Raw genomic sequence first — 22,676 nt, 5'->3', positions numbered from 1 at the left:
TTATTTCAATGTATCGAGCTGATCAAGCGCTTGACCAAAATATCCAAAGGCATCTAACGCCCCTTGAACGACTCGGTCTTGCTGGGTTTGGTCAAATCCTGTTTCATCAATTGCTTGTACAAAACGTTTCCAGACTTTAGCGCGCCCTTCGGGATAAGCAGCTAAATTACGTGCAGCAAAAGTTTCAGAAAACCCTAGATGTTTTTGGGCCTCTTTAAATAAAAATGCAGCCCCTAAGATTGAACCTTCAGACACATAAATCCAGCCTAAAGCTTCGGGTAGCTGTACGTTTTCACTGTGTAATTGCTGTCCGTTAGGTTGAATACCTAAATCATTTAAATCGGCAAGTGCTTGTTTTGAGCGACCACGAATATCGAGGTCCGGAATCAGTCCTGCCACACCCTCTTTTTCAAAAAGATGTTCAATTTCGCGCTGAAAGTAATATTGAGACAACGTAAATTGTGCGTATTTTTCTTTACTTGAAAATACCTTTGCTTGTGACATTAATTGATGCATACGTTCATGTTCAGCAGCGGTTTCTTGTTTCAAACGTAAAGACAAGCTGTTGCTAATGATTTGTTCTATAGATGTGTTCATCATCTTTCTCCTGCAAAACGGATATAGCTCATCGGTTAACGGCCCCGATTGAGTTTGAGTTGGACTGGAAAATCCACAACAATGGTCACGGCGCGACCATTAATTTTGTGGGGTTTAAATCTGGATTTACGTGTAGCTTGCATGACCCGTTCATCAAGGCTGGCAATGCCCGAACTTTGACGTAACTGAATGTTGATTGGCTGCCCTTTTTCATTAATGCGAATCCGAAGCTCAACCAAACGATTTTGTTGTTTTAACTCGCGGTCATCGTAGTCAAGCCCACCAAAACTCAGCACATCCACACTACTCACCTGAACAACGTCATCGTGTTCAACTTGAGTGCTAGGTGCTTTGGAATATTCTTGCTGCGTTGCAGGTGTTTTAACGCCGCCACTTTTGGTTTCGCTATTGCTGCTTTGTAGCAAATGCTCAGTTTGCGTTTGTTCGCTGTCTGTCGAACTCAGTTGTTTGTCTGTATGAACCGCCCGCCTTTCTGTAGGCTGCACTGGTTGGAGTGAAGTTGAATTGTTTAAAGTCGTTTTTGGTTGTACTTGCTGTTTATCACTTAAATTATTTTGCACCACCTCTTTAGAAGCAGTTTTTGACGCTAATGTTTGAACATTTTTAGGCGAGTTTTTTGATTCTTCAGGTATAGAGGATACCGAACTATTTAACGTAGATTTCGGCACTAAAATTTTTTCGATAGGCTTACTTTCAGTCTGGTCAGGTGATGGCTTTTTAGCAGGTGCCAGCGACACAAAACTTACTTTTAAAGCATCTACTTTTGGTGATGTCGCAAAAGTATAGGGTTCAATTAAATGACTCAGCATCCAGACAACAAACACATGCAGACCAATCACAACAGCTACGGTTAAGCACTTATAAAAATGCTTCGGCCCTTGTAGTAAAGGCAATTTGCCCATTGGCTCATGTGTCGGGAATAAAGATTTTGATTTCATGGCTTATTCCCTAAAAACGATGCTCAAGCTTGAGGCTAATGTTGTGTTTATCGTAGGAATAGAGCCAATCGACATTGCTTTTATTATGGTTATAGCGATAGGTTAAATTAGGCGTCATGCCATAAAACTCAAAGCGCGGCATTTGCACAACAACGGTATAGTTCTGTTCAAAATCATGACGACGAGCTAAGAAAGTTTCTGCGTATTTATCAAACAGGCGCCAACGGTAAGAGCTCAATAAAGTGGTGTTAAATCCTGTGCTCCAAGATTTGCTTAAGCCCAACCGCACACCTTGCTGCTGGTATGCAGCCATATATTTTTCTTGGGTCGAATGGTCGACTACATCTAAACCACCAAAAACAGTCCACTGATCTGGAAAAATCTTCCAGAAAGTGGCGAAGGCCGAATTTTCTACGCCATCTAGAGTTTTATATTTCTGATAATTTAAATCTTTACTTTCAGCTTCAAGCTTAAAGGCTTTATCTGTCGAGATAAAATGCATCCATTCAGCACGTGCACCCCATGCATTGTAAAGGCCATCATTGCCATAACGTTTATGTTCAAAAAGCGGGCTCACCCCAATTTGATTTTTTAAGTCAAAGTAGCTATAGCCCGCATTAATGTTAATGGTAGATTCATTAAATGCCGCGTGGTCGTTATAGGACTGTCCAAACGCCAGCGCACGTAAAGCCACGCCATGATGCCCCTTAATCGCATAGCGTTTTATAAGACTGGCTTCGTAATCTAAACCCGTTGCCGACTCAGCTTTAGGAGTCCCACGGGTAACTTGCTCAATCGGGATAATATTACCCTTACTATCTTTGCCATAAAGCGTCCATGTTTTGCTCTGTTCAGACGAACTATTTAAATTACTGACATAGGTGTAACCTGCTGAAACCGAGCCTTGCCAAGAGTCTCGTTTTTTTAATGCCTGAACAAAAGTATTCACTGTTGTTAAAACCCCAGAAGGAATGACAGCGGGATCACTTTGTTTGAGTTTGTCTTGAATGGAAATAAAAAGGCGTGCTGCTTCCTTATTCTTCTGTTGTTCAAACAGCACGCGCGCTAACTCAAGTTCACAAATTAAGTTATGTGGTTGTTGTTTTAAGCTGCTTTGAAATTTTTGTTCAGCCAATTTCAGTTGACCCTGAGAACGTGCAACTGCCCCTTCGGCAAAGTCGGTTAAAGCCCGATCGTAGCCAACATATTTCTTATAATGTTCTAAATAAACCGTGGCTTTGAGCCACTGTTTTTGCATGACTGCCAGATATAAGGCCTTGGCAAGATCATTCGGGTTTTGCTCAACACTATATTCTTGTCCATTAATTTGAAGTTTAGGTAATTGCTCGGTACTACGAATGGTCCCCTGCTCGTGAAACTGGCGCTGTTCTTGCAAAAGCGTTTGGTCCAAGCTTTGATTAAGACGAAGCTGTATGTCTTCGTCGGCATATAAAAATGGACAACTCAACAATGTCAGACAGCACAAAAGCGTTCGTTTCATAAAACAATAAACCTGAAGCAACCAAGCAAAAATCCAAAAAACAAAAGGAACCTACGTGTGTAGATTCCTTTTGCATTCATTAATTTTTAGCACCGCCAAATGCAGTGTTGTAAGACACGTTATCAAACTGGGCAATACCCGCTAAAGCCGAAGCATTTGCACCAAAGAATTGACCTTGAACCACACCAGAGTTGTCGATACCAGCCGTACCGTTAGCCGTTGCCAAACCTGCAAACGCAGCAGTACCCGGGTTAAATGCCACACCATCTAAACTTAATGATGAAACAGCCGTACCTGTTCCGGTAAGCGTTCCTTCAAGTGTGCCCGCGCCATAATTTGCCGTGAATGTCCCACTTAACAGATTGCTTCCAGAACCGTTAATCCCTGCAACGGTATAAGTTGCAGTACCCGCGGTTGGAACAGTGGTATTGGTGTTATCACCCGCGTAGTAAACGGTATGGCTCGCGCTTGCCGGCGTGTCGCCCGCTTTCCACCATTCACCAAAATAGACTTCCTGTGTACCCACCTGACCAAAGTTAAAATTACCTAATGCACTGTGTGAAGGTGGCATTGCAGACACTGGAATATGCGAAATATTAAAGGTTTTGCTGCCAACCGTTACATTGGTGTTACTCGTTCCCTGAGCAGCAAAAGCCTGAGCCAAACCTTTTAACGAACTAAAACCTGTAAAAGCGTTATATGGTGCACCCGCAGCTTGAACCGATACCGCTGCTACACCACCCGGATGGCTTGCATTGGCAGCAGCACCGATTTTGATGTTACTTTCATTACTCGAAATACCATCAATTCCTGCATAAGCAAATGCAGTTGAACAAGCAACGAGACCCAAGAACAATTGAGAGATTTTCATTTGTTGTTACTCCATCTTTTTTAAAACTAAGTTATTGTTTAATTTAAAATAACGATTTCGCTATTTTTTAGTTTATTGAGTAGGCCCAGTTGCAAACCTACTCAGTTTTCTTTGTAAATAATAATCATTCAATCTTATTATTTACTGTTACCTGACTCCCCTTTTATGTATGTGTGGAGGGAATCAAATTCTGTTTAAAATTTGGTGGTCCAACTGATTTTCATCGTTCGGCCAGGTGCGGCCATGGCACTACGAGTTAAAGGATCGATATAAAACTGGTTAGAAAGATTACTGCCGACAAACTCAACTGTGTTGTAGTCATCGACCTGATAACGTGCATAGGCATCAAAAATCCACGTATCATCCCAAGCCAAAGGTACATTGAGGTAATAGCCTTTATTGACGCTAGCATCATTGTTTTTGCGTAGCGGGCTTTCATAAGCTTTATAGAATGTTGCACGTGCACCGAGCTCTAACTTTTCATCTAAAAAGCGTGCGCCCAGCAAACCGTGGAAACTCAGTTCAGGAGTGGCCATGGTCACCAAGTAGCCATTTGGGAAACCATCATCGACACAACGCTGATACGGTTCACGGAACTCAAGGCCCTGCTCGGTTTGAACCGTGCCGCCTAAAATCATTTTGTTAATGGCGCTATTGGTGTCACACACTTCATTTTTTAAGTTATAGGCCACGCTCAAGTCTGTGAAAAAACCACCATTATCAAAACGGCTTTGTAGCTCTAGACCTGACAGCTTTTGCTCATCCATATTGGTAAAAATAAGGTTCTGGTCACGCTCAATCACATTTTTGGTTTTGTTGTAGTAATAAGCGAGTTTAATGTCGGCATTGCGCGCTGTGCTGAACCAATCACGCATGTCATAGACATAACCGACTTCGTAGTTAAAAGCGTGTTCAGGTTTGATTGCTTGATATGGCAACATGGCAGAAAAACCGACAGTGCTTTCAAACAAACTTGGTAAGCGATATTCCTCTGCATAGCGTGCATAGATTCTGCTGTTTGGCGTCAGATGAATTGAGGCACCTAACTGCGGTGCCCAGCCGCTATCTTTAACTTTGTCGGCAGACTCAACCGGAATTTGGTCTACCACCGACATAAAGTTCCCGCCAGTTACTACGTACTTTTGTCCAGAGGCATTGAGCTGGTTTAAAGGATTATCGGCAAGCGACAATTGCCCGTTGGCATCAGCTTTCCAGCTCAGCGTATTTTTCTGTGACCAGATCATGTTATACAAGGTGCTCTCTGATGCAGGCACGGTATCGAGCTGCCCATCCCATTCAGGATTTTTTGTGGCATAGCGCTGTTTTAAAACATTGATTAAACGCTGCTGAGTCGAGGTGTAACTCTCGGGCATGGTCTGATATTCAAAGGAATATTCTTTAAGCCTACTTTTTTTGGTAAATAGCGGATTTAAATTCGGGTCAATCTCGCTCTGCAAAGACTTATTTAAAAAGTCATCAACAGCCCAATACGAGCGATAACGCATGCCCGCATCAAAACTTAACCAAGACAGCGGTCTATAATTAAAATTAAAGTCGAACGTTTTTTCCTCACGGCGCCCTGCTCGTGGTAGTGCCTGATAGAGCGAATAACTTGGGCCAAATTCGCCATATATATCGTCGGACGTCAGCTTTTCTTTTAAGAAACTTCCACCGATCGTCAAATCAAGCTGGTCTAACAAACGGGTTTTATTGCTGACCGTAATGCCTTTACGCGTATTATCAGAATGGCTTATCGCCGTGTTAATAATCGTGTTATCTCGAAAGTCGATTGTGGTTGGCCACCCACCACGTGTGTATGTCTGGCTTTCGGTGTCGGTTTGCCAAATGTTGGCATAGAAATCAATCCAGCGATTATTCTCAGGCTTAAACTTATATTCGAGGCTATACGCTTTAGAGTGAATATTGCTTAAAGGCCACTGCGGAACACCTAAGTCAGGCGTAATGCCCCAAACAATACGAGACGGCATAATTTCACCAAAAATATTTTTGGTATCTCTATAAGTTAGTTTAAGGGTCTGGTTATCTGTTGGGCGATAGGTCCCTTTTAATAACCAAGACTCCATATGACTTGAGGTATTGGGAACTTCATCGCCCGGTTGATAGGCATAGGCAAAGTAAGGAATAAAGTCGAGGCTACTGTCTGGCGTCGCTCGTTTATAGTAGCCCGCGCCATGTGTGCCCGAAAAATAATTGCCGCGCTCACGTACTGCATAAACTGCCAGTAAATCGAATTTATCTTGCTTGGTTGCAATCGCCAATCGGCCCGCCAAGTCGTCGCCCGAAAAATTAGAATTATCACTTCTTGTACGGTTCTTTTTATAAATATCGGGGTCATATTTTGCCCCATTCATGTCGATCCAAGGCGTTGTGTCATCGTAGTTTTGGCCTACTTTACTCATGTCCGGCAAAGACGGATCGATTGAGTTGGTTGAGCCTTCTACTTTTAACTCGGCACCAAAAGATTTACCCGGACGAACAATGTCATCGGCCTCTAGCGTTTTGACCACCACACCACCGCCAACAGAAGTCGTGGTATTGCGCTCTAAAGATGGGCCTTTAATGACTTCAATGCCCGCAATGAGATTGGGATCGATATAGTTTCGATTATTGACCCCGTTGTAACCACGCCACACCGCAATCGACTGTTCAGTACCATCAATGGTTAAGGGCACACGGCCAACGCCCTGCACACCACGTACACTTGGGTCGAGTGCTCCACTGTTACGCGCATCGCCGCTATAGACTCCCACCATACCTTGTAAAACATCGGCTGGGTTGGTTCCTTTAAATCGCTCAACATAGTCTTTGCCCGCATAGACCGAAGAGCGGTTTGCGTCATAAACTTTGTTATAGCCTTCTGTGTCACGGTCTTCTTTGCCGTATACCACAATTGGCGTGAGTCGTACCGATGCATCTTCTTCAATTACGGCACTACTTGGCGGTAGGCTAGCGGCCTGAACCTGAGAAGTTGCCCGAGGCGTAGATTTTTTGCTGAGTGTATAGCCCTGCCCAACTTTTACAGCACTAAATTCAGTTGCTTTTAAAAGCTGCTCAAAACCTTGCTCGACGGCAAAGCTGCCTTTTAAGCCTAGGCTGTGTAACCCTTGAAGTTGCTGAGCATCCATTGCAATTGAAGTACCCGATTGTTCGGCAAACTGGTTGAGTACGTTGGCAAGACGGCCCGCAGGAATGTTATAGCTTTTAACTCCGACTGTTTGTGCATAGGCCTGCTGCATAGGCAGCACAACAAGCCCACCCATCGACACAGCATGTATGGCAAACGCCAGTGTTGAGAATCGAAAAATCGACCGATTCCGCTTTTGCCCCGTTCCCGCTTTTTTCATTTGCCCGCCCCAGTAAATAGTAATAAGAATCATTCAATACAACTAATTAAAATGATCCATATTTATTGCTTCTACTTACTATGACGAACGACTTTCAAAAAAGTGGAACCTAAAATTGAAAATAAATTTAATTTTTTATTATTTTAAAGAAACCATGACTACAAACGGCGTGATTTGCTTAATTTTCAGGTCTGGAAAAACCGTAGCCAAAAGCTTAAGCGATTCTGTAGTTTGGTCTAAAGGCAACACAGCATTGACCCGTACATGTTGCAATGCCGCATCATTAAAAATAATTTTGCCTTTGTAGTTGCGGTCTAGCTCTTGCAGCACTTGATTCAGCGGCAGGTTTTCTACCATAAGCTGATGCTTTTGCCATTTTTGTTGTTCGTTATACACATTCAGTGCAGGCAGTTTTTGGACGCCATTTTTGTCCATTTTAATGGCTTGCCCTGCTTCAACAATGGCCTGACGAATAGCATGGAATTGGGTCTTTTTAACCTGTGTAGCTTCTACTTTTACCTTTGAGTGGACCATTCTGAGTTCGGTTGCCGAAGGGTCATAACTGACACTAAAAGCTGTGCCGAGTGCCTGAATTTGACCATGACTGGTTTTGACCAAAAACGGTCTGGTCTTATCTTTGGCAACATCGACATAAATTTGACCTTGCACCAACTCAATCACTCGCTGGTCGGATTTAAAATCAAGATTAACCGCACTTTTACCCCGTAAAATTAAACGTGAACCGTCTGGTAAGGTTTGCGTGGTCCACTGCCCCGATTGCCCTTGAATGTCGGCCGTAACATAGGCCACTGTAGTATCGGTTAAATAAAATAACGCCCCACTCATGGCAACAAACACAACGGCAAAAGCTGTTCCTGCACGTAAATGTTTATAGGCTTTGCCTGAGCTTAGGCCAGCTTTAAGGGCAACTTTGGTAACTTTTTTATGTCCGCTGGTTTGGGAAAGTTTTTGAATCGAACCAATGCACTGTTCAATATCGGCAGCCACTTGGCGATGTTGCTCACTGGTTTTTTTCCACTCTTCAAATTTTTGTTTGGCAGTTTTTCGTGAGCTTTCATCATCCGAACTCAGTTGAACAATCCAATGCGCGGCTTCTTCAACAAGCTGGTGATGTTTGCTTTTATCCATGGCCATTTAAATGCAGGCGTCCATGTCTTGTCTGTTTTGGTAGCACTGAATTAAGCAGCTCGCCAAATATTTTTGAATCATTTTGGTCGATACATTTAAACGCTCGGCAATTTCTTTATGGGTATAGCCTTCGAGGTAATGCAAAATAAAAGCTTGCTGTGCTTTTTCGGAAACCCCTTCGAGTGCTTTGCAAAGCTGGTTAATTGCTTGAATAATTTGCATTTGGTCTTCGGGGGAAGCCACTGCGTCAAGCATATATTCCATTTGACTCAAGCCATCTAAATAGGCCTGTTCAATGCGTTTACGGCGCACTTGGTCAATCAGCAGGTTTTTAGCAATCGACGTTAAATAGGCACGCGGTTCCTTAATGCCAAATAGCTCGTCTCGGGTTTGTAGCAGTTTAATAAATGTGTCCTGAACCAGATCTGCGGCCTGATCAGTATTACCTAATTTTTGTCTCAACCATTGGTGAAGCCAGCTTTGGTGACTTCTATATAACTGATCTACAAGCAAAGAAGTTTTGTTCACAACAATTGGACTCAAAACAAGGAACTCACAAATGATAATAATTATCATTTAAACAAGTCAAGCAATAATTCAAGTAAAACTTAAATCACTGTTTAATAAATTGAATTAATTGCTCCCTTACTTTGCTGCACTTCTCTTAAAGCAAATGAGCCAGATTTTTAATTTCTTCCATCACTGCCTTACAAGCAGGCGTTAAATAGCCATGCTTAGAAATAGACAAAGAAATATAGCGCTTTAGCTCGGGACTCATAATTTTTGCTGCTTGAATTGGGGTGTATTGGCTGGCCTTTTTTAAAGCTTGCGGCCCAAGCATGGTGTAAATACCAGATTCGGAAACCAAATGCGTCTGTAAACTAATCGAGTCGGCTTCAAACACAATATTAAGCTCTACCCCATTTTCATAAGCCATATGGTCTAAAAAATTTCGCCAGTTACTTGGCCTGCAAAACGTGACCAGCGGTAACTGATTTATTGCTTTAAAGTCGACTTCATTTGCCTGAGTTAACTCATCTCCTTCACATCCCACCAAATAGGTATCGGCTTCGGTAAGATAGACATCGCCGTGTTTAGGCGTCGGATTAAATCGATAGAGTATGGCTAAATCGACGCTGCCATCTTCAAGCCATTTTTCTAAATGCACCCCTTGCCCTTCACGCACAGACAGTTTAATTAAGGGATATTTTTGTTGAAGGACTTTGTACAAAGTCGATAACAACGGATGTGCAGTAGAGGGCAAACTGGCAATACGAACCGTCCCGATCGGTGTATCGGTCGAGTGCAAAATTTCATTATTGAGTTGGTCGGTCACATTCAGCCATGAACGAATTTTAGGAAGTAAATGCTGGCCTAAATCGGTAAGCTCAACACCGCGCCCAGTTCGGTTAAACAAACGACCACCACATTGCGCCTCAAGCTCATTCATTTGCCGACTAATTTGCGGTTGGTTGGTGTTATGCAGCATGGCGACTTTGCTTAAGCTACCGAGTTCCACCGCGTCTAAAAATATTTTCCATAAATCATAATTCATCGATTCTTCCTAAATCGTAAATAAGCAGCATTTTGAGCTATACATTTTCAGTATAACTGAAATTCAAGAATTGGTAATTCCTACATAGCTCACCTATTTCTATACTCCAATCATGTTCTCTACAACACGATTTAAGTCAGATTAAGAACCAGAGAATATTTAATTACACTGTATAGGAAGTACGATTATGAGTTTAGATTTACGTGGATTAACCCCAGCACCTGTGACTCCTTTTACCCGTGACGGACAAGTAGACCATGATGCCATTCAACGTTTAGGTTCATGGTTAGGCAGCATTGATGGTGTGAAAGGCTTGGTTGTTCTTGGGCATGCAGGTGAAGGAACATTCTTGTCGCAAAAAGAACAAATGCAGGTCATCGAAAGCTTTGTTAAATCGGTAGATGACAAAATTCCGGTAATCGCAGGGATTACACTCGAAGGTACTTCGGTTGCAGCAGAAGAAGCAAAACGTGCGGTTAGTGCGGGTGCTTCGGCAGGCTTAATTTACCCTTCACATGGCTGGTTGCGTTTTGGCTATCAAAAAGGTGCACCGCAAGACCGCTATAAAGCAATTTATGAAGAAAGTGGTTTGCCATCTATTTTATTCCAATATCCAGATGCAACGAAGGCCACTTACGACCTAGAAACTCTACTCGATATTTCTGCACAGCCGGGTGTGTTTGCCATGAAAAATGGTGTGCGTAACATGCGCCGTTGGGATGTTGAAATTCCAATTATTCGCCGTGAACGTCCAGACTTACAGATTTTGACATGCCACGATGAATATTTGCTTCACACCATGTTTGATGTAGACGGCGCTTTGGTTGGCTATGGCAACATTGCCCCTGAACTTTTAATTGAAATGATTAAGGCTGGTAAAGCCAAAGATTATGCCAAAGCACGTGCACTTCACGACCAACTTTTACCCGTGACTCGCAATGTCTATCACCGTGGTTCACACATGGAAGGCACGGTAGCGCTTAAACATGCATTGGTTGCTCGCGGAATTTTGGACCATGCCACTGTGCGTTCGCCTCTGCTTCCACTGGCAGATGGTGCTGAGCAAGAAATTCATGATGCAATGCGTCAAGCCGGAATTGGCAAGGTCGATTTAACCCAAGCCGTTGCTTAAATTCTATTCGGGCTAGCATGTACGCTAGCCTTTTTTTCCTGTACGCTGCCTGAGGCCAAACATCGGGCATGTCACTTAAAAATAATAATAAAAAGCATGCAAACTGTGGTGAACAGGTAGTGCGAAATAGAACAAAAAAACTACGAGGAATGTAGTCATAAGGAGATAGAAGATGACAAATCTAGCGGATGTAGAACCAATTAGTCATCATCAAAAAAATGCGGAAATTATTGCAAGACTCGAACGGCTTCCTGTGACCGGTCGATTGCAATTTATGCGAATTACCATTGGTATAGCGACCTTTTTTGACGCCTATACTGTTCTTGCGATTGCCTTTGCTTTACCCCAACTCATTACCGAATGGCACCTGACCCCTGCCTATGTCGGTGCGATCATTGCCGCGGGCTATGTCGGGCAACTGGTCGGTGCCATCTTTTTTGGTTCTCTTGCCGAAAAAGTCGGTCGCTTAAAAGTACTGTCTTTTACCATTTTACTGTTTGTGACAATGGACATTTCTTGTCTGTTTGCGTGGAGCGGAATGTCTCTGTTAATTTTCCGTTTCTTACAAGGCATTGGAACAGGTGGCGAAGTGCCTGTTGCGAGTGCCTATATTAACGAGTTTATTGGTGCAGAAAAGCGCGGTAAGTTTTTCTTGCTCTATGAAGTTTTATTCCCGATGGGCCTTATGTTCGCAGGCATGGCAGCATTTTTCCTGATGCCAATTTATGGCTGGAAAGTCATGTTTATTGTGGGCCTCGTTCCATCTTTACTGGTGATTCCTTTACGGTTTTTCTTGCCTGAGTCACCACGCTGGCTTGCCTCAAAAGGTCGCTTTAAAGAAGCCGATAAAGTGGTTAAAAGCTTTGAAGACGGTGCCATTAAAAGTGGTAAAACTTTGCCTGAACCTGTGGTTAAAGACATTAACCCGCAAGGCATGGCAAAAACTGACTGGCGTGAGCTGTTCCAAGGCATTTACCGCAAACGTACCTTTACCCTGTGGGGCATGTGGTTCTGCGTTTATATGATTAACAATGCCATGGTGACTTGGCTGCCATCTCTTTACAAACAACACTTTGGCCTTTCGCTTCAAACCAGTTTAGGTTATGGCTGGATTACTTCGGGCGTGGGTGTGATTGCCTCTATTATCTGTGCGTTAATGATTGATAAAGTCGGCCGCCGTCCTTGGTATAGTGCAGCATTTTTCTTGGCAATCATTCCACTCATGAGCCTCTCGATTTTAGGTGCAAAATCGGCGATGGAAGTGGTGATTTTAGCTACGCTGAGCTACGCCATTTTGCAGACCATTTCATTCTCTTTATATCTTTACGCTGCCGAACTTTACCCTACTCGCCTCCGTGCGATGGGCATTGGTTTTAGTACCGCTTGGTTACGTGCCGGCTCTGCAATTGGACCTGTTATGGTTGGTCTGGTGGTTGGTGGTTATGGCATTCAATATGTGTTTAGTGTGCTGGCGGTTGTGGCGCTCATTGGCGGCCTTGTGACCTTCTTGTTTGCTATTGAAACCAAAGGCCAAGTGCTCGAAAAGCTCTCCCCTTAATTCATCCATTTCATAAAAAGCTTGCCTAACCTCAGCGTTAGGCAAAGGGCTTATTCATGCTTAAAAAAGGAATTTAAAATGAATAAATATTTGCTATGGGGCTGTATTGGTTTAGGCAGTGTGAGCAACGCTTATGCAGAGCTTCCTCAAGAATTTGGCAAGTTAGAATTAAAAATTAACACCCGTTACTGGAACGATGAAGGCACTGCCCACCCCACGCTTGCCAACCCTTCGCCTTCGTCGAGTGAATATAAACAAAGCGCTTTAGGGCTTGAGTTAAATTATCAGTCCCCGTACATATGGGACTGGCTTGGGGTAGATGGCTCACTTTATGCAGTCACCAAGTTATTTGACTCAGGCAAACCGAGCGCTCAGCTTTTAGAGGTCGAAAATAACGGCAAGCTCGATCAAAACTTTGCGACTTTAGGCCAGCTCTACATCAAAGCAAAACTCGGCGACAAAGGTGAAATTAAATTAGGCCGCCAATTGCAAGATTCGCTGTTGCTCAAAAGCACTAATAACCGCGCAGTGCCCGATACTTTTTCGGGTGCGAGTGGTCAGTTTCAACTGAATGATCAACTACAGACTTACATCGCTTACTATGACCGCTGGAAACCGCGCAGCATGGACTCATTTGAAAAACTGGTGACTGAAAATGACGAGCACATTGATTATGTCGGTTTGCTTGGTGCCAAATATCAGTACAAAAACTGGAGCTTGAATGCCGAATATTTAAATAGCAAAGATTATTTAAAAAAGTACGGGGCGATTGCTCAATATAAATTGCCGATGCATGGCCTTGTGTGGACATTTAACACAGGTGTTTTTTTCTCGCATGATGATGGCAAGTTATTTAAATGCGGTGCCGAAACCGAGCTGGACTGTGTCAAAGGCCAAGACATTAACAACCGTGGCAATGGTTATTTTGTAGATGTAAATGTGGCTAAGAATAATATTGAAGGCGGCATTGCCGTTTCAAAGTTTGATGGTTTTTGGATAGAAGATAACTTTGCCGTGCAATCGGCCCGCGACTCTGTTTTAACCCAAGACCACGGCACCAACCCGTTTCCGACCTCTGCGACCATTGGCCCCGACTTTACCAATAACGATGAAACCGCCGTTGCCCTTCGGCTGAAATATAACTGGAAAGACTATGTGAAAGGTTTAAAAACCGAGGCGAAGTATATTTATGGATTTGGCGCTCACCAAAGTAACATCAGCAGTGATATTGAAGGTAAAGAGCGTTACTTTGACTTTACAGTGAGTTATGCCTTGCCATGGGTGAAAAACTTAGATGTGCGTTATTCATTTTTGCATTATGAGTCAAAGTTTAAAAATGCAAACCTAGGTGAAAAAATAAATGGTCTAACACGTAAAGATTGGGACCAGCATCGTGTATTTATTAATTACCGTTATACATTTTAAGAACAAGTTAAACGTTTAGTTTAACTTTATTATATTTATTAATTTACGGCTTTAAATAGATTAACTCTTGAGTTTAATTAAAATATAAATTCATATTTTAATTTTTTATAATATTTTATTTAAATTGAATTGACCTGTTAAAAACTTATGATTATTATGGTCCCGCTGGCCTACATTGCCAGTCGGTTTTAGCAGACCGTAGATCCATGGCGGGTTATAGTTCTACTATAAGTCGTTAGACCCTTGCGTCCCTTTTCTTTGCGGTAGGACGGGAGGGGGACGCGCTTGCGCGTGCTGGTTCCTTGGATCCCAGTCTGCTAACCCCTTTTCGTTCTACCACCATAATCAATTGACGGTGATCTTTGGTGGTAGAGCTCCATAAATTCTAGGAGTTGACCATGCCATTTTTTATATTAATCCCCTATCCTCTCTCGTGATTTTATTTATTTAAAATTTAGGCCTTCTCTCACCTAAAATATTTTAAATTTATAAATACTTTTATTTTAAAATTTTAATCATTTTATTTTCCTGTATGACAGGCGGGTTAACTATTCCATTTTTAAATGATTTTAATACTTTAAATATATGCGGCTTATTTTTTATTAATAACTTAGTGAAAATTATCACGAGAATAATATGAAACTTTATAAACCTATTTTGGCTTTAAGCCTTTTAATAGGCGATTACGGTGTTTCTGGTTGCGACATTCACACTCAGCAGGATTTTGAAGAAATTTGCCTGTCTGGTGGGCACACCCAAGCCAGTTGCGACTGTATTTACCAACGGCTTGAACAAGTGTATTCGCATAAGCTCATGCAACGTCTAGAACATGTCAGTTTGCAAAGTCCTGCTCTCCCACAGGACTTTGCCCCTACTTTTTTTAGTGTGATGCGGCGGTGCGATAAAGAAGACATGGGCTAAGCGTTTGGCTTAGCTCCCTTATCTCTGTGCCGCAATGGTGGATTACTTTAACTCAGCGCAAAAAATTAAAGTTCTGTTGTGGCACGGGGGCCTTGGGGAACAAGTCAGCTGTACTGAACAATAAAAATATACAGTATTGTCTACCCCCTATTTGGTATGCTTTTGGAACTTCATGAAGATAAGAAGGAATAGATTTGGCAACACCATATATAACAATAGGCTGCCCCACTACTGGCGGCGGTCAAGTAATTTCTGGGAACAGCATGTTCCTAGTCGACGGTATTCCCGTTGCCTGTGTCGGTGACAAAGCGACCTGTCCCACTCATAAAGTTGTTGCAACTATTGTGTCTGGCGACCCGTATATGCAAATCTTTGGGAAAGCTGCTGCCCGTGTTAACGACTCTCTTTCCTGTGGCTGTAAGTTACTTCCACAACAGAACTTAGTAGTTCAGGACAATGGTGGTGGTTCGGCTCAAAGTTCGCCAGCGAGTAAAGCACAAGATAGTTTTGTTCCTCAGACTGACGAGCACGGGCTTAAGTTCCAGCTTAAAGATCAGGAGACTGGCAAACCACTTGCTCAACAATATTTTAAATTAAAAGGCCCTGACGGCACTGAAATCGAAGGTTTTACAGATAAAAGCGGTTATACAGAATTAATAAAAACAGGTACAGAAGCCAAAGAGGTTGATTTAACTACTTTTGATTTATCAAAGCCGATGGCAGAGTGGAATTAAGAATGTCAGATAAGAACTTAAGAAACCCATACAATAGACATATTCCAGATACATCACCTGCATGGGATGCGTACCCTCATGAAGAGAAAGTATGTGAAATAACAGAGCCTCTTTGTAATGACCATATTAAAATCCGAAATTATTATATGGCTCGCCCTTATAACTTTATGATGAGTGTTAATCAATGGGCAGAAGTAGGAAACACCATTGAATTATTAATGGCTGTTCGGTTTGGTATGGAATGGGATATGAATAAGTTTGATGATCGGCTTCTTTCCGATCCGGGCTTTCATACTCAAATGTATATTCGTTTCCATAATTACGTACTAAAACACGCCATGAAGGAAGGTGTCAGAGTTGTCAGCGAATTTCAACAAACAGCCTTTAAAGTTCGATTCTTAAGTGCCTTTGCAGTTGATGAACTGCTTGAATTACGAAATCTGAGTAAGTTCGATCAAGGCAAAGAAATATATGGAAAAATTCAAGACCTCAAAGATACATTTGCAAAGTTAAATGTAGCACGAGCTACTACTGATTTAGCTCAATTAAGAATGAATGATGGACCATTATTCATTAATCGTGAAATGTTTAAAAAAGTCTTTAATCAGGACTTTAACCCTAAGATGATTCAAATAATGAAACAATCTAGAGAATATCCCGGAGATCCTATTAATGTTCGTGAAAAAGGGCTTTATTAGTCCATTAAAAATAACCCTTATCTCTGTACTTTACCTAGCTCTTAGCGGATGTGCCAATACGCAAGTTAATAACAATAGAGAAGCTGTTATTAATTCAACACGCGGGGCAGTAGATATGCTGATTATGGACCAGCCAGTCTATAGGAATGCAATTGCTAACGAGAAGAACAAGGTTACAAATGCTTTACTTTACACAACCTTAAAGAAAATGGGAGTTTTAAGTGAGCTTGAGAAAGAAATAGGTAATAACTTTGTAATTGAAGAAGACCTATCCTTAGCAAAACTAAATCAATTATGCTGGACAACTAAATTTCTTCAGCATTATAGAAACGACTTATCGCCCGAATCACAAGCTGATTATCAGAAAGTTTATGCTTGGGTGGATGCCAAACAATCTATCTGGCTAAAAAAACTGAATGAATCTTTTAGTAAAGATGAACTCGGTGAAAACGATTGTCGTAAATAATGAGTCAATAAAAAAAGCCACTTATCATAAGTGGCTTTTTTTATTGAGAATTTTTGGTGGAATAGCAATCCCATAAAGATAAAATAAGATTAGCTGTATAGCCAATTTATATTAATGATTACGCCACTCTTCAACTTCATAAAAACGGGTAAGATCTTTTAATTCTTCATCTGAAAATTCATAATGATTGACTTGACTATCATATTTTTCAGCTACCAAGGCGTTCTCATTAAGAAATCTCTGCATTTCATTGTAGATATATGTTGTATCTATACTGTTTAATTCCTCATTTATTGGGCCAAGTTCAGTAACGCGAAATTGTTTTTGTTTATTATCAGTTTCCCCATCTTTTTTACCATTTATTCGGATACTAACCAAACCTTGCTCTTTAAGTTTTAAAATTGCACTACGTACTGAAGAACGAATATTTTGTCTAGGTGCTGGCTTAAGTGTAATTTCAATTTCTTCCACATCTTTTTTATCATCTGCGTCAGAAAATAAATTTTCTGCAATTAGATTATATAAAGGATTTAAACTATCAACTCGAATAGTGGTACTTCCCATATAAGGTAATTCAGCAGCAACTTTTTTATCCATGTTATGTTGTAGCTCGACCATTTTAAACTCAAAGCCACCAACACCAATCTGAGGTAAAATACCATTAACATATTCTTTGAATACTGATAAGCTTGGCGCGCCTTGACGACTTGCATAAACAAATAAATTTCTTTCTTCGTCAAATAGTACATAAGCGGCAAAACCTACATTTGCATTTTGTTCATTTTTCTTCAAGTCTTCTAAAAGGTCTGTCGTATCAATTGATTCATCACTTGCAATAACCTTTTGAAATGCCTCATTTGTTTTAGTACTAATAAATAAATAGAAATTTTTAGTACTAGGAACTGGCACTAGAAAAAGTTTCTGGTCACCTTTTGCTAATCTTTTAGCAATATTAATACTTGTTTCCCAATTAGTGAAAGCCTTGAAAAATGGTTTTAAATCAAAAAGATATCTTTCTGAATTGTTAGTATTAATAACATAGTTAAAATGAAAATAAGCTTGCATATTGTTACCTTTTTTACAAAGTGTTGTAAATTTGTTAAAGATTTTAAATTATCAAAAAATATAACATTTTGCATAAAATAAAAGCAACTTATCTTTAGAATTAATTTCTACTTAAAAGTATTATTTAAAACAGTAATCACATTATTATTAAGAATTTCTTAAAAATACTATATCAAATTTTCCTAATACACCCTTAACACAATTGAAATAATTAAAAGATTAAGCTGCATTTACTTAAAATAATCTTAAATACAAATTACATCTCTTTAACCATTCAAGCCTACCTTTTATGATAAATCTACTTTCATCAATGTATTGCTTTCTCTATTAAATTTCTAAACTTAATAAAGGTAGATTAGAAATAAATTGTAGTCTTTATACCTTTAGGATTTATCTTCTTCTAATACACGAGCTGTGGTTTTTGGGAGTTTTTCTGTAAAATAAAGATATAAACCACTGATCGCTAGAACTGAAGTCAAAAAGATTACCGCATAAGAAATAGCAGAATGATCTCTATTATTATTTTTTATATCTGAAATCCAGGAGAGTAAGACTCCAAGGATAATAACTATTAATAATGTTAATAAAGCTAAAACAAAAACTAACGTTATAAGTGAAATATTAGTCTGTAATAATTTACTTGTTGCACTAATAATCTGCATACCACCAAAAATTGTGATAATAATTGAAGCAAAAATACCAAGTATAGATATGTAGTTTGAAATTGTTGATTTTGCCTGCACATCTGCTTCAACAGCTAATTTTTCAGCTTTTTCTGATATGAACTGAGCCTTACTTGCTGTTTCTTTCGCTATATTAGCAATATTTCTCGCTCCTCCTGCAATATCATTCGCAGTCTCCGCAGCATGCAAGATAAATTGTTTCTGAATAAGTGCCAATGTTATATGGTGGGTAAATTTTTCATAACATTCCTTGAGATGTGGGTCTTCTATTCCTTGACACAATTTTAATAACTCTTCATACACAGTTTCAGTGAAACTCTGAAAAGCACTAGATGGAGTTGCTTGATTTTGATGTTGAAAAACTAATAAAGATATCTCTTTATAGGGTAGTTTATAAAATGTTTCACCAGCTGGCCTGCTAACAAAATCATCTTTAAAGAAATGAAATAAAGATGCTGTCGCTACAACAACATCTTTATTATGATAAAGGTTAATATCTAAATGATTATTAATTAATTTTTCTAAAGAAGGTTCATTCATAACTAAATTATTAAAATATATACTGATTAATTAAATAACATCTTGAGCAGCTCTCAATTCATCAAAGGTATATTTAAGTTCTTTAGTACCAGCAAGTATTTCTTTTTCATAATCTTTCCAAGCACTTTCTTGATGAGTCATTTCAACCAAATCAAATGCTTCCTTTTTAATTAATTTAGAAATAACACTATTAGTGTACTTAATAAATTCATCATCGATAAGGAATCTTTGTGGATTAAAATCAACTTTTCGTACCCCTAGAGCACTACTATTATCCTGCTCAATCGTAGACTTAGGGGATATAATTCGACTAAAACCATACATTTTAAAAGTATGATAAACCTCAGTCACTACTGGTCCATATTGCCATTTCTCAAAAGATTCAGGAAATAAAGCCTCATTATTGAACTTTATATAAGTTGTTGAAACATAGTACAAAATTTTCTGCAGTTTTAATGGAGTAATAGTACCTAATGCTTCTTCGTTTACATACCAAATTATATAATTCGCTATATCTAATGCTTTATATTTCTTATTCATCTCTCACCTCATCCTATTTAAATAAACCTTGATCAAAATTGAATTACAAATCCAATTCAAGGAGTTCGTAGTTTGATGGCGCTCATCTCTCTATTCCCAAAATAAATATATATTTTTCAACAACTTATATTTAAACAAGATACAAAAAAGGTAAGAAAAATATCTTACCTTTTATTCATTTTATTAAACCGTATTTCTAATATATATGCAATATGTGGAACACATTTTGTGAAACAATTTATACTTTTTTCTCTTTTCTCTTACAATCTCTATCTACTTATTTGAATTATTTATCAAACTTTTAATTCCCATATGATAGAAATTAAAAAATCTGAGATATTTGATAATAAAATCTGTCAATAAAAAAGCCACTTATGATAAGTGGCTTTTTTATATAGAGAATTTTGGTGGAGATGGCGGGAGTTGAACCCGCGTCCGCCAGCATTACGCTCGAGAATACTACATGCTTAGATATCGTCTATTGTTTTAACACCTTGTGACCCGACGAACAGGGTACAAGTTGCGATCCTCTAAGTTTGGTATAAAGCCCCGAGGCTTGACTCTATACGGACTTGTGTGCGTGCGCTACGGTCGGGTTCCTAAACCACAAGTATTCTAGGAAGCGGACAAACTGCCCTTAGGCAGCTAGAGCGTAAGTTTCGTCGTTTGCGACTAAAATATGCAAATTTGATTTACGAGAGAAAATGCGCTCTCGGCATGCATCTATGAGTTTCATCACCAGCGTCGAAGCCAATAACATCCCCATGAATGTATGAGCATCATAGCATAACTAAAATAAAATACTGTGCATTTTATCAACAGTCTGCTACTGATGAACATATTTACATAATTGAGTGTCTTTTGTTTTTTTCAAGGGCCACATAAAAAAGCTGCCAAACATGACAGCTTTTTTAAGTTTGGTCTATAAAGCACCATTGCCTAACACGATCCCTTCACGGCGTGGGTCTACCCCTCCTGCGTATTTGCTTTGATTATTTATATTTACTTTCATAATCGTTGAAATACCACTGGTTTGCGCAGTGTTGGCAACGCCATGCCCTTTTGCCTTTAAGCCTTCAATCAAATCAAGCAAAGAAAGCTGCACATTCGAGCTATCCACATTGGTGTTTTTGCTATTGGTCGCACCAAAGTTTACAAGCGAGGTGGCTTGCTGCGCATTTAAGTTCCAGTCCAGCGCACCCACCAAAGTTTTAACCACATATTGAATGATGGTACCGCCACCTGGTGAACCTGTTGCCATATAAAACTCATCTGGCGTAGTACCTTTAAACACTAAAGTTGGCGCCATGGTACTCCGTGGGCGTTTGCCTCCTTCCACACGGTTGGCAACCAGTGCTCCCGTGCTGTCTAGTGGGTTGGCGCTAAAGTCAGTTAACTGGTTCGACAGCAAGAAACCATCCACCATGTGGAATGAGCCCATACTCGATTCAACCGTCGATGTCATTGAAACCACATTGCCATAGGCATCTACAATGGTGAACTGAGTTGTACCATGTTCAACAGTGGTGTCGACACCCGAAGCTGGATTGAAATTACCTGCTGGCGCAACGCCCATACTTTGGTTCGGGTTAATCAATGCTGCACGTTGTTTTAAGTAATTTTTATCAATAAAGCTTGCAATACCCTGTGCTGGTAAAGCAACAAACTCAGTGTCTGCTACATATTTATCGCGGTCGGCGTAGGCCAAACGTTCTGCCTCAGCCACTAAATGCACTCCCATCACATCTGGCACACCACCTTCATTTTCAGGGTTTTTAGGTGGATAAAGCGACATATCAAAGTTTTCTAAAATACCCAGTGTTTGTGCAACTGCAATCCCTCCCGAAGATGGAGGCGGCATGGTGCAAACATAATAACGGTCACGGTAAGTGGTGCAAATCGGGTCGCGTTTTTTAACCTGATAGTTCGATAAATCCTGCAAGGTCATTAAACTTGGGGTAATTGGAGTTCGTGCTGGGTCATCCCCCATCGTCTGGCCTGCTTTTGCCACAATCGCTTGGGCGATCGGGCCAGTGTGCAATGCATTTGCCCCTTGTGAAGCAAGTGCTTCTAGGGTTTTTGCATAGGCTTTATTAGTCATGGTCTCGCCGACTTTGCGTGGTGAACCATCTGTGTAGAAATAGGTCGCCATTGCATTTGCATCGAGCGCTAAGCTGTTTGCATTGCTTGCAATTGCGTCTGCCAAACGCCCCGGAATACGGAAACCGTTGTCAGCCAAACCAATCGCTTCACCAAAAAGCTGGTTCCACTTAAGCTTGCCATGTTCCTGTTGTGCTTGTTCAAGCAAACGCATCACACCCGGCACACCAATCGAGCGACCACTACGGCGCGCACTTGGTACAGGTGCAGGTGAATTTGGGTCATATATATCTTGGCGAATTAAATAATATTCATTGGCTGCGGCTGGTGCGGTTTCACGTCCATCATAAGCCGTGACTTTTTTGGTTTTGGCGTCGTAATACATCATAAAACCACTACCCGCAATCGTGCTCGACTGTGGTTCAACCAAACCGAGCACCGCTTGTACTGCAACAGCTGCATCGACTGCGCTACCACCTGCTCTTAAAACATCACAGCCTGCTTTTACCGCAAGTGGTGTGTTTGCCACCACCATATATTTATCTGCGTATTTAACCGTGTTACCGAGTCTATAACCCGATGCACCTTCAGGCGCGGCTGGGTCACCATTTTGGTTTGAACCGACCACCACGCTTGAACCGTCTTGTGCCAGCTTGCTACAACTGGTGGGATCATTATCAACAATTAAATTGGGCGGGGTTGTATTTGAATCATCCTTGGGCTGATCTGACGAGGAGTCATCTCCACATCCTTGTAATAAACCGACTGCTAATAAACTACTGAACAAAAATGAATATCTTTTATTCACGTGATAACT

At 40.7% G+C, this 22,676-nt stretch carries 19 protein-coding genes and 1 other RNA gene; 7 read left to right on the top strand and 13 right to left on the bottom strand.

The genetic code is table 11. The annotated features are described in order from the left end of the window. From RMB03_RS19925 to RMB03_RS19890, 8 genes are all read right to left on the bottom strand, one after another. Window positions 1–600 (bottom strand): biliverdin-producing heme oxygenase, encoded by a 600-nt coding sequence (locus tag RMB03_RS19925; protein WP_311077341.1) that lies wholly within the window; start codon window positions 598–600, stop codon window positions 1–3. 32 nt (window positions 601–632) lie between these two features. After that, window positions 633–1,556, bottom strand: coding sequence for an energy transducer TonB (locus tag RMB03_RS19920; protein WP_311077340.1), 924 nt, complete (start codon window positions 1,554–1,556; stop codon window positions 633–635). A 10-nt stretch (window positions 1,557–1,566) separates the two neighbouring features. Then, window positions 1,567–3,033: a porin family protein gene (locus tag RMB03_RS19915; protein WP_311077469.1), complete on the bottom strand. Its 1,467-nt coding sequence runs from the start codon at window positions 3,031–3,033 to the stop codon at window positions 1,567–1,569. 103 nt (window positions 3,034–3,136) lie between these two features. Further along, window positions 3,137–3,928 (bottom strand): Slam-dependent surface lipoprotein, encoded by a 792-nt coding sequence (locus tag RMB03_RS19910; RefSeq protein WP_002004304.1) that lies wholly within the window; start codon window positions 3,926–3,928, stop codon window positions 3,137–3,139. 194 nt (window positions 3,929–4,122) lie between these two features. Then, window positions 4,123–7,293: a TonB-dependent receptor domain-containing protein gene (locus tag RMB03_RS19905; protein WP_311077339.1), complete on the bottom strand. Its 3,171-nt coding sequence runs from the start codon at window positions 7,291–7,293 to the stop codon at window positions 4,123–4,125. Window positions 7,294–7,431: 138 nt separating this feature from the next. Next, window positions 7,432–8,448, bottom strand: a complete 1,017-nt coding sequence (locus tag RMB03_RS19900; RefSeq protein ID WP_311077338.1) for a FecR domain-containing protein — start codon at window positions 8,446–8,448, stop codon at window positions 7,432–7,434. Continuing rightward, window positions 8,449–8,970 carry a sigma-70 family RNA polymerase sigma factor gene (locus RMB03_RS19895; protein WP_003653184.1) on the bottom strand — a complete coding sequence of 174 codons (522 nt, stop codon included), beginning with the start codon at window positions 8,968–8,970 and terminating at the stop codon, window positions 8,449–8,451. It abuts the gene before it with no gap. A 136-nt stretch (window positions 8,971–9,106) separates the two neighbouring features. Then, the gene (locus tag RMB03_RS19890) at window positions 9,107–9,997 is read right to left on the bottom strand and encodes a LysR family transcriptional regulator (RefSeq protein WP_311077337.1); all 891 of its coding nucleotides are present in this window, start codon (window positions 9,995–9,997) and stop codon (window positions 9,107–9,109) included. A 187-nt stretch (window positions 9,998–10,184) separates the two neighbouring features. Here RMB03_RS19890 and RMB03_RS19885 point away from each other — a divergent pair, with 187 nt between their 5' ends. The 7 genes from RMB03_RS19885 to RMB03_RS19855 all read left to right on the top strand — a co-directional run bounded on the left by RMB03_RS19885 (window position 10,185) and on the right by RMB03_RS19855 (window position 16,931). Further along, window positions 10,185–11,129, top strand: a complete 945-nt coding sequence (locus RMB03_RS19885) for a dihydrodipicolinate synthase family protein (RefSeq protein WP_003653186.1) — start codon at window positions 10,185–10,187, stop codon at window positions 11,127–11,129. A gap of 172 nt (window positions 11,130–11,301) precedes the next feature. Next, on the top strand, window positions 11,302–12,687 hold the full coding sequence (locus tag RMB03_RS19880) for an MFS transporter (RefSeq protein ID WP_311077336.1): 1,386 nt from the start codon (window positions 11,302–11,304) through the stop codon (window positions 12,685–12,687). 78 nt (window positions 12,688–12,765) lie between these two features. Beyond that, entirely contained in the window at window positions 12,766–14,112 is a 1,347-nt protein-coding gene (locus RMB03_RS19875; RefSeq protein WP_311077335.1) for an OprD family outer membrane porin, read from the top strand. A gap of 636 nt (window positions 14,113–14,748) precedes the next feature. Next, on the top strand, window positions 14,749–15,033 hold the full coding sequence (locus RMB03_RS19870; protein ID WP_004794079.1) for a hypothetical protein: 285 nt from the start codon (window positions 14,749–14,751) through the stop codon (window positions 15,031–15,033). Window positions 15,034–15,227: 194 nt separating this feature from the next. Beyond that, window positions 15,228–15,767, top strand: a complete 540-nt coding sequence (locus RMB03_RS19865; protein WP_311077334.1) for a PAAR domain-containing protein — start codon at window positions 15,228–15,230, stop codon at window positions 15,765–15,767. 2 nt (window positions 15,768–15,769) lie between these two features. Then, window positions 15,770–16,465, top strand: a complete 696-nt coding sequence (locus RMB03_RS19860) for a hypothetical protein (RefSeq protein ID WP_311077333.1) — start codon at window positions 15,770–15,772, stop codon at window positions 16,463–16,465. Further along, window positions 16,440–16,931 carry a hypothetical protein gene (locus RMB03_RS19855; protein WP_311077332.1) on the top strand — a complete coding sequence of 164 codons (492 nt, stop codon included), beginning with the start codon at window positions 16,440–16,442 and terminating at the stop codon, window positions 16,929–16,931. The genes RMB03_RS19860 and RMB03_RS19855 overlap by 26 nt, the downstream gene beginning before the upstream one ends. A 111-nt stretch (window positions 16,932–17,042) precedes the next feature. Here RMB03_RS19855 and RMB03_RS19850 read toward each other — a convergent pair whose 3' ends face one another. From RMB03_RS19850 to ggt, 5 genes are all read right to left on the bottom strand, one after another. After that, window positions 17,043–17,996: a hypothetical protein gene (locus RMB03_RS19850; protein WP_311077331.1), complete on the bottom strand. Its 954-nt coding sequence runs from the start codon at window positions 17,994–17,996 to the stop codon at window positions 17,043–17,045. 383 nt (window positions 17,997–18,379) lie between these two features. Then, entirely contained in the window at window positions 18,380–19,219 is an 840-nt protein-coding gene (locus RMB03_RS19845; RefSeq protein WP_311077330.1) for a hypothetical protein, read from the bottom strand. A 30-nt stretch (window positions 19,220–19,249) separates the two neighbouring features. Beyond that, the gene (locus tag RMB03_RS19840) at window positions 19,250–19,759 is read right to left on the bottom strand and encodes a type II toxin-antitoxin system antitoxin SocA domain-containing protein (protein ID WP_311077329.1); all 510 of its coding nucleotides are present in this window, start codon (window positions 19,757–19,759) and stop codon (window positions 19,250–19,252) included. Window positions 19,760–20,164: 405 nt separating this feature from the next. Beyond that, window positions 20,165–20,523, bottom strand: a transfer-messenger RNA (tmRNA) gene (gene ssrA, locus RMB03_RS19835). Between the two features lie 158 nt (window positions 20,524–20,681). Further along, window positions 20,682–22,667, bottom strand: a complete 1,986-nt coding sequence (gene ggt, locus RMB03_RS19830) for a gamma-glutamyltransferase (RefSeq protein WP_311077328.1) — start codon at window positions 22,665–22,667, stop codon at window positions 20,682–20,684. Between the last annotated feature and the right edge of the window lie 9 nt (window positions 22,668–22,676).

It is taken from the genome of Acinetobacter sp. V91_7 (genome assembly GCF_031799075.1).
GTDB classification, from domain to species: domain Bacteria; phylum Pseudomonadota; class Gammaproteobacteria; order Pseudomonadales; family Moraxellaceae; genus Acinetobacter; species Acinetobacter calcoaceticus.
Note: the sequence above shows the minus strand (reverse complement) of the source record. Positions and strands in the feature narration are given on the sequence as shown.

Bases quoted from the DNA above. Each gene is read 5' to 3' on its own strand.
- RMB03_RS19880 (WP_311077336.1), top strand. From the start codon at position 11,302: ATGACAAATCTAGCGGATGTAGAACCAATTAGTCATCATCAAAAAAAT.
- RMB03_RS19840 (WP_311077329.1), bottom strand. From the start codon at position 19,759: ATGAATAAGAAATATAAAGCATTAGATATAGCGAATTATATAATTTGG.
- RMB03_RS19910 (WP_002004304.1), bottom strand. From the start codon at position 3,928: ATGAAAATCTCTCAATTGTTCTTGGGTCTCGTTGCTTGTTCAACTGCA.
- RMB03_RS19905 (WP_311077339.1), bottom strand. From the start codon at position 7,293: ATGAAAAAAGCGGGAACGGGGCAAAAGCGGAATCGGTCGATTTTTCGA.
- RMB03_RS19900 (WP_311077338.1), bottom strand. From the start codon at position 8,448: ATGGCCATGGATAAAAGCAAACATCACCAGCTTGTTGAAGAAGCCGCG.
- RMB03_RS19875 (WP_311077335.1), top strand. From the start codon at position 12,766: ATGAATAAATATTTGCTATGGGGCTGTATTGGTTTAGGCAGTGTGAGC.
- RMB03_RS19885 (WP_003653186.1), top strand. From the start codon at position 10,185: ATGAGTTTAGATTTACGTGGATTAACCCCAGCACCTGTGACTCCTTTT.
- RMB03_RS19920 (WP_311077340.1), bottom strand. From the start codon at position 1,556: ATGAAATCAAAATCTTTATTCCCGACACATGAGCCAATGGGCAAATTG.
- RMB03_RS19850 (WP_311077331.1), bottom strand. From the start codon at position 17,996: ATGCAAGCTTATTTTCATTTTAACTATGTTATTAATACTAACAATTCA.
- RMB03_RS19855 (WP_311077332.1), top strand. From the start codon at position 16,440: ATGTTCGTGAAAAAGGGCTTTATTAGTCCATTAAAAATAACCCTTATC.
- RMB03_RS19870 (WP_004794079.1), top strand. From the start codon at position 14,749: ATGAAACTTTATAAACCTATTTTGGCTTTAAGCCTTTTAATAGGCGAT.
- RMB03_RS19890 (WP_311077337.1), bottom strand. From the start codon at position 9,997: ATGAATTATGATTTATGGAAAATATTTTTAGACGCGGTGGAACTCGGT.
- RMB03_RS19925 (WP_311077341.1), bottom strand. From the start codon at position 600: ATGATGAACACATCTATAGAACAAATCATTAGCAACAGCTTGTCTTTA.
- RMB03_RS19860 (WP_311077333.1), top strand. From the start codon at position 15,770: ATGTCAGATAAGAACTTAAGAAACCCATACAATAGACATATTCCAGAT.
- RMB03_RS19845 (WP_311077330.1), bottom strand. From the start codon at position 19,219: ATGAATGAACCTTCTTTAGAAAAATTAATTAATAATCATTTAGATATT.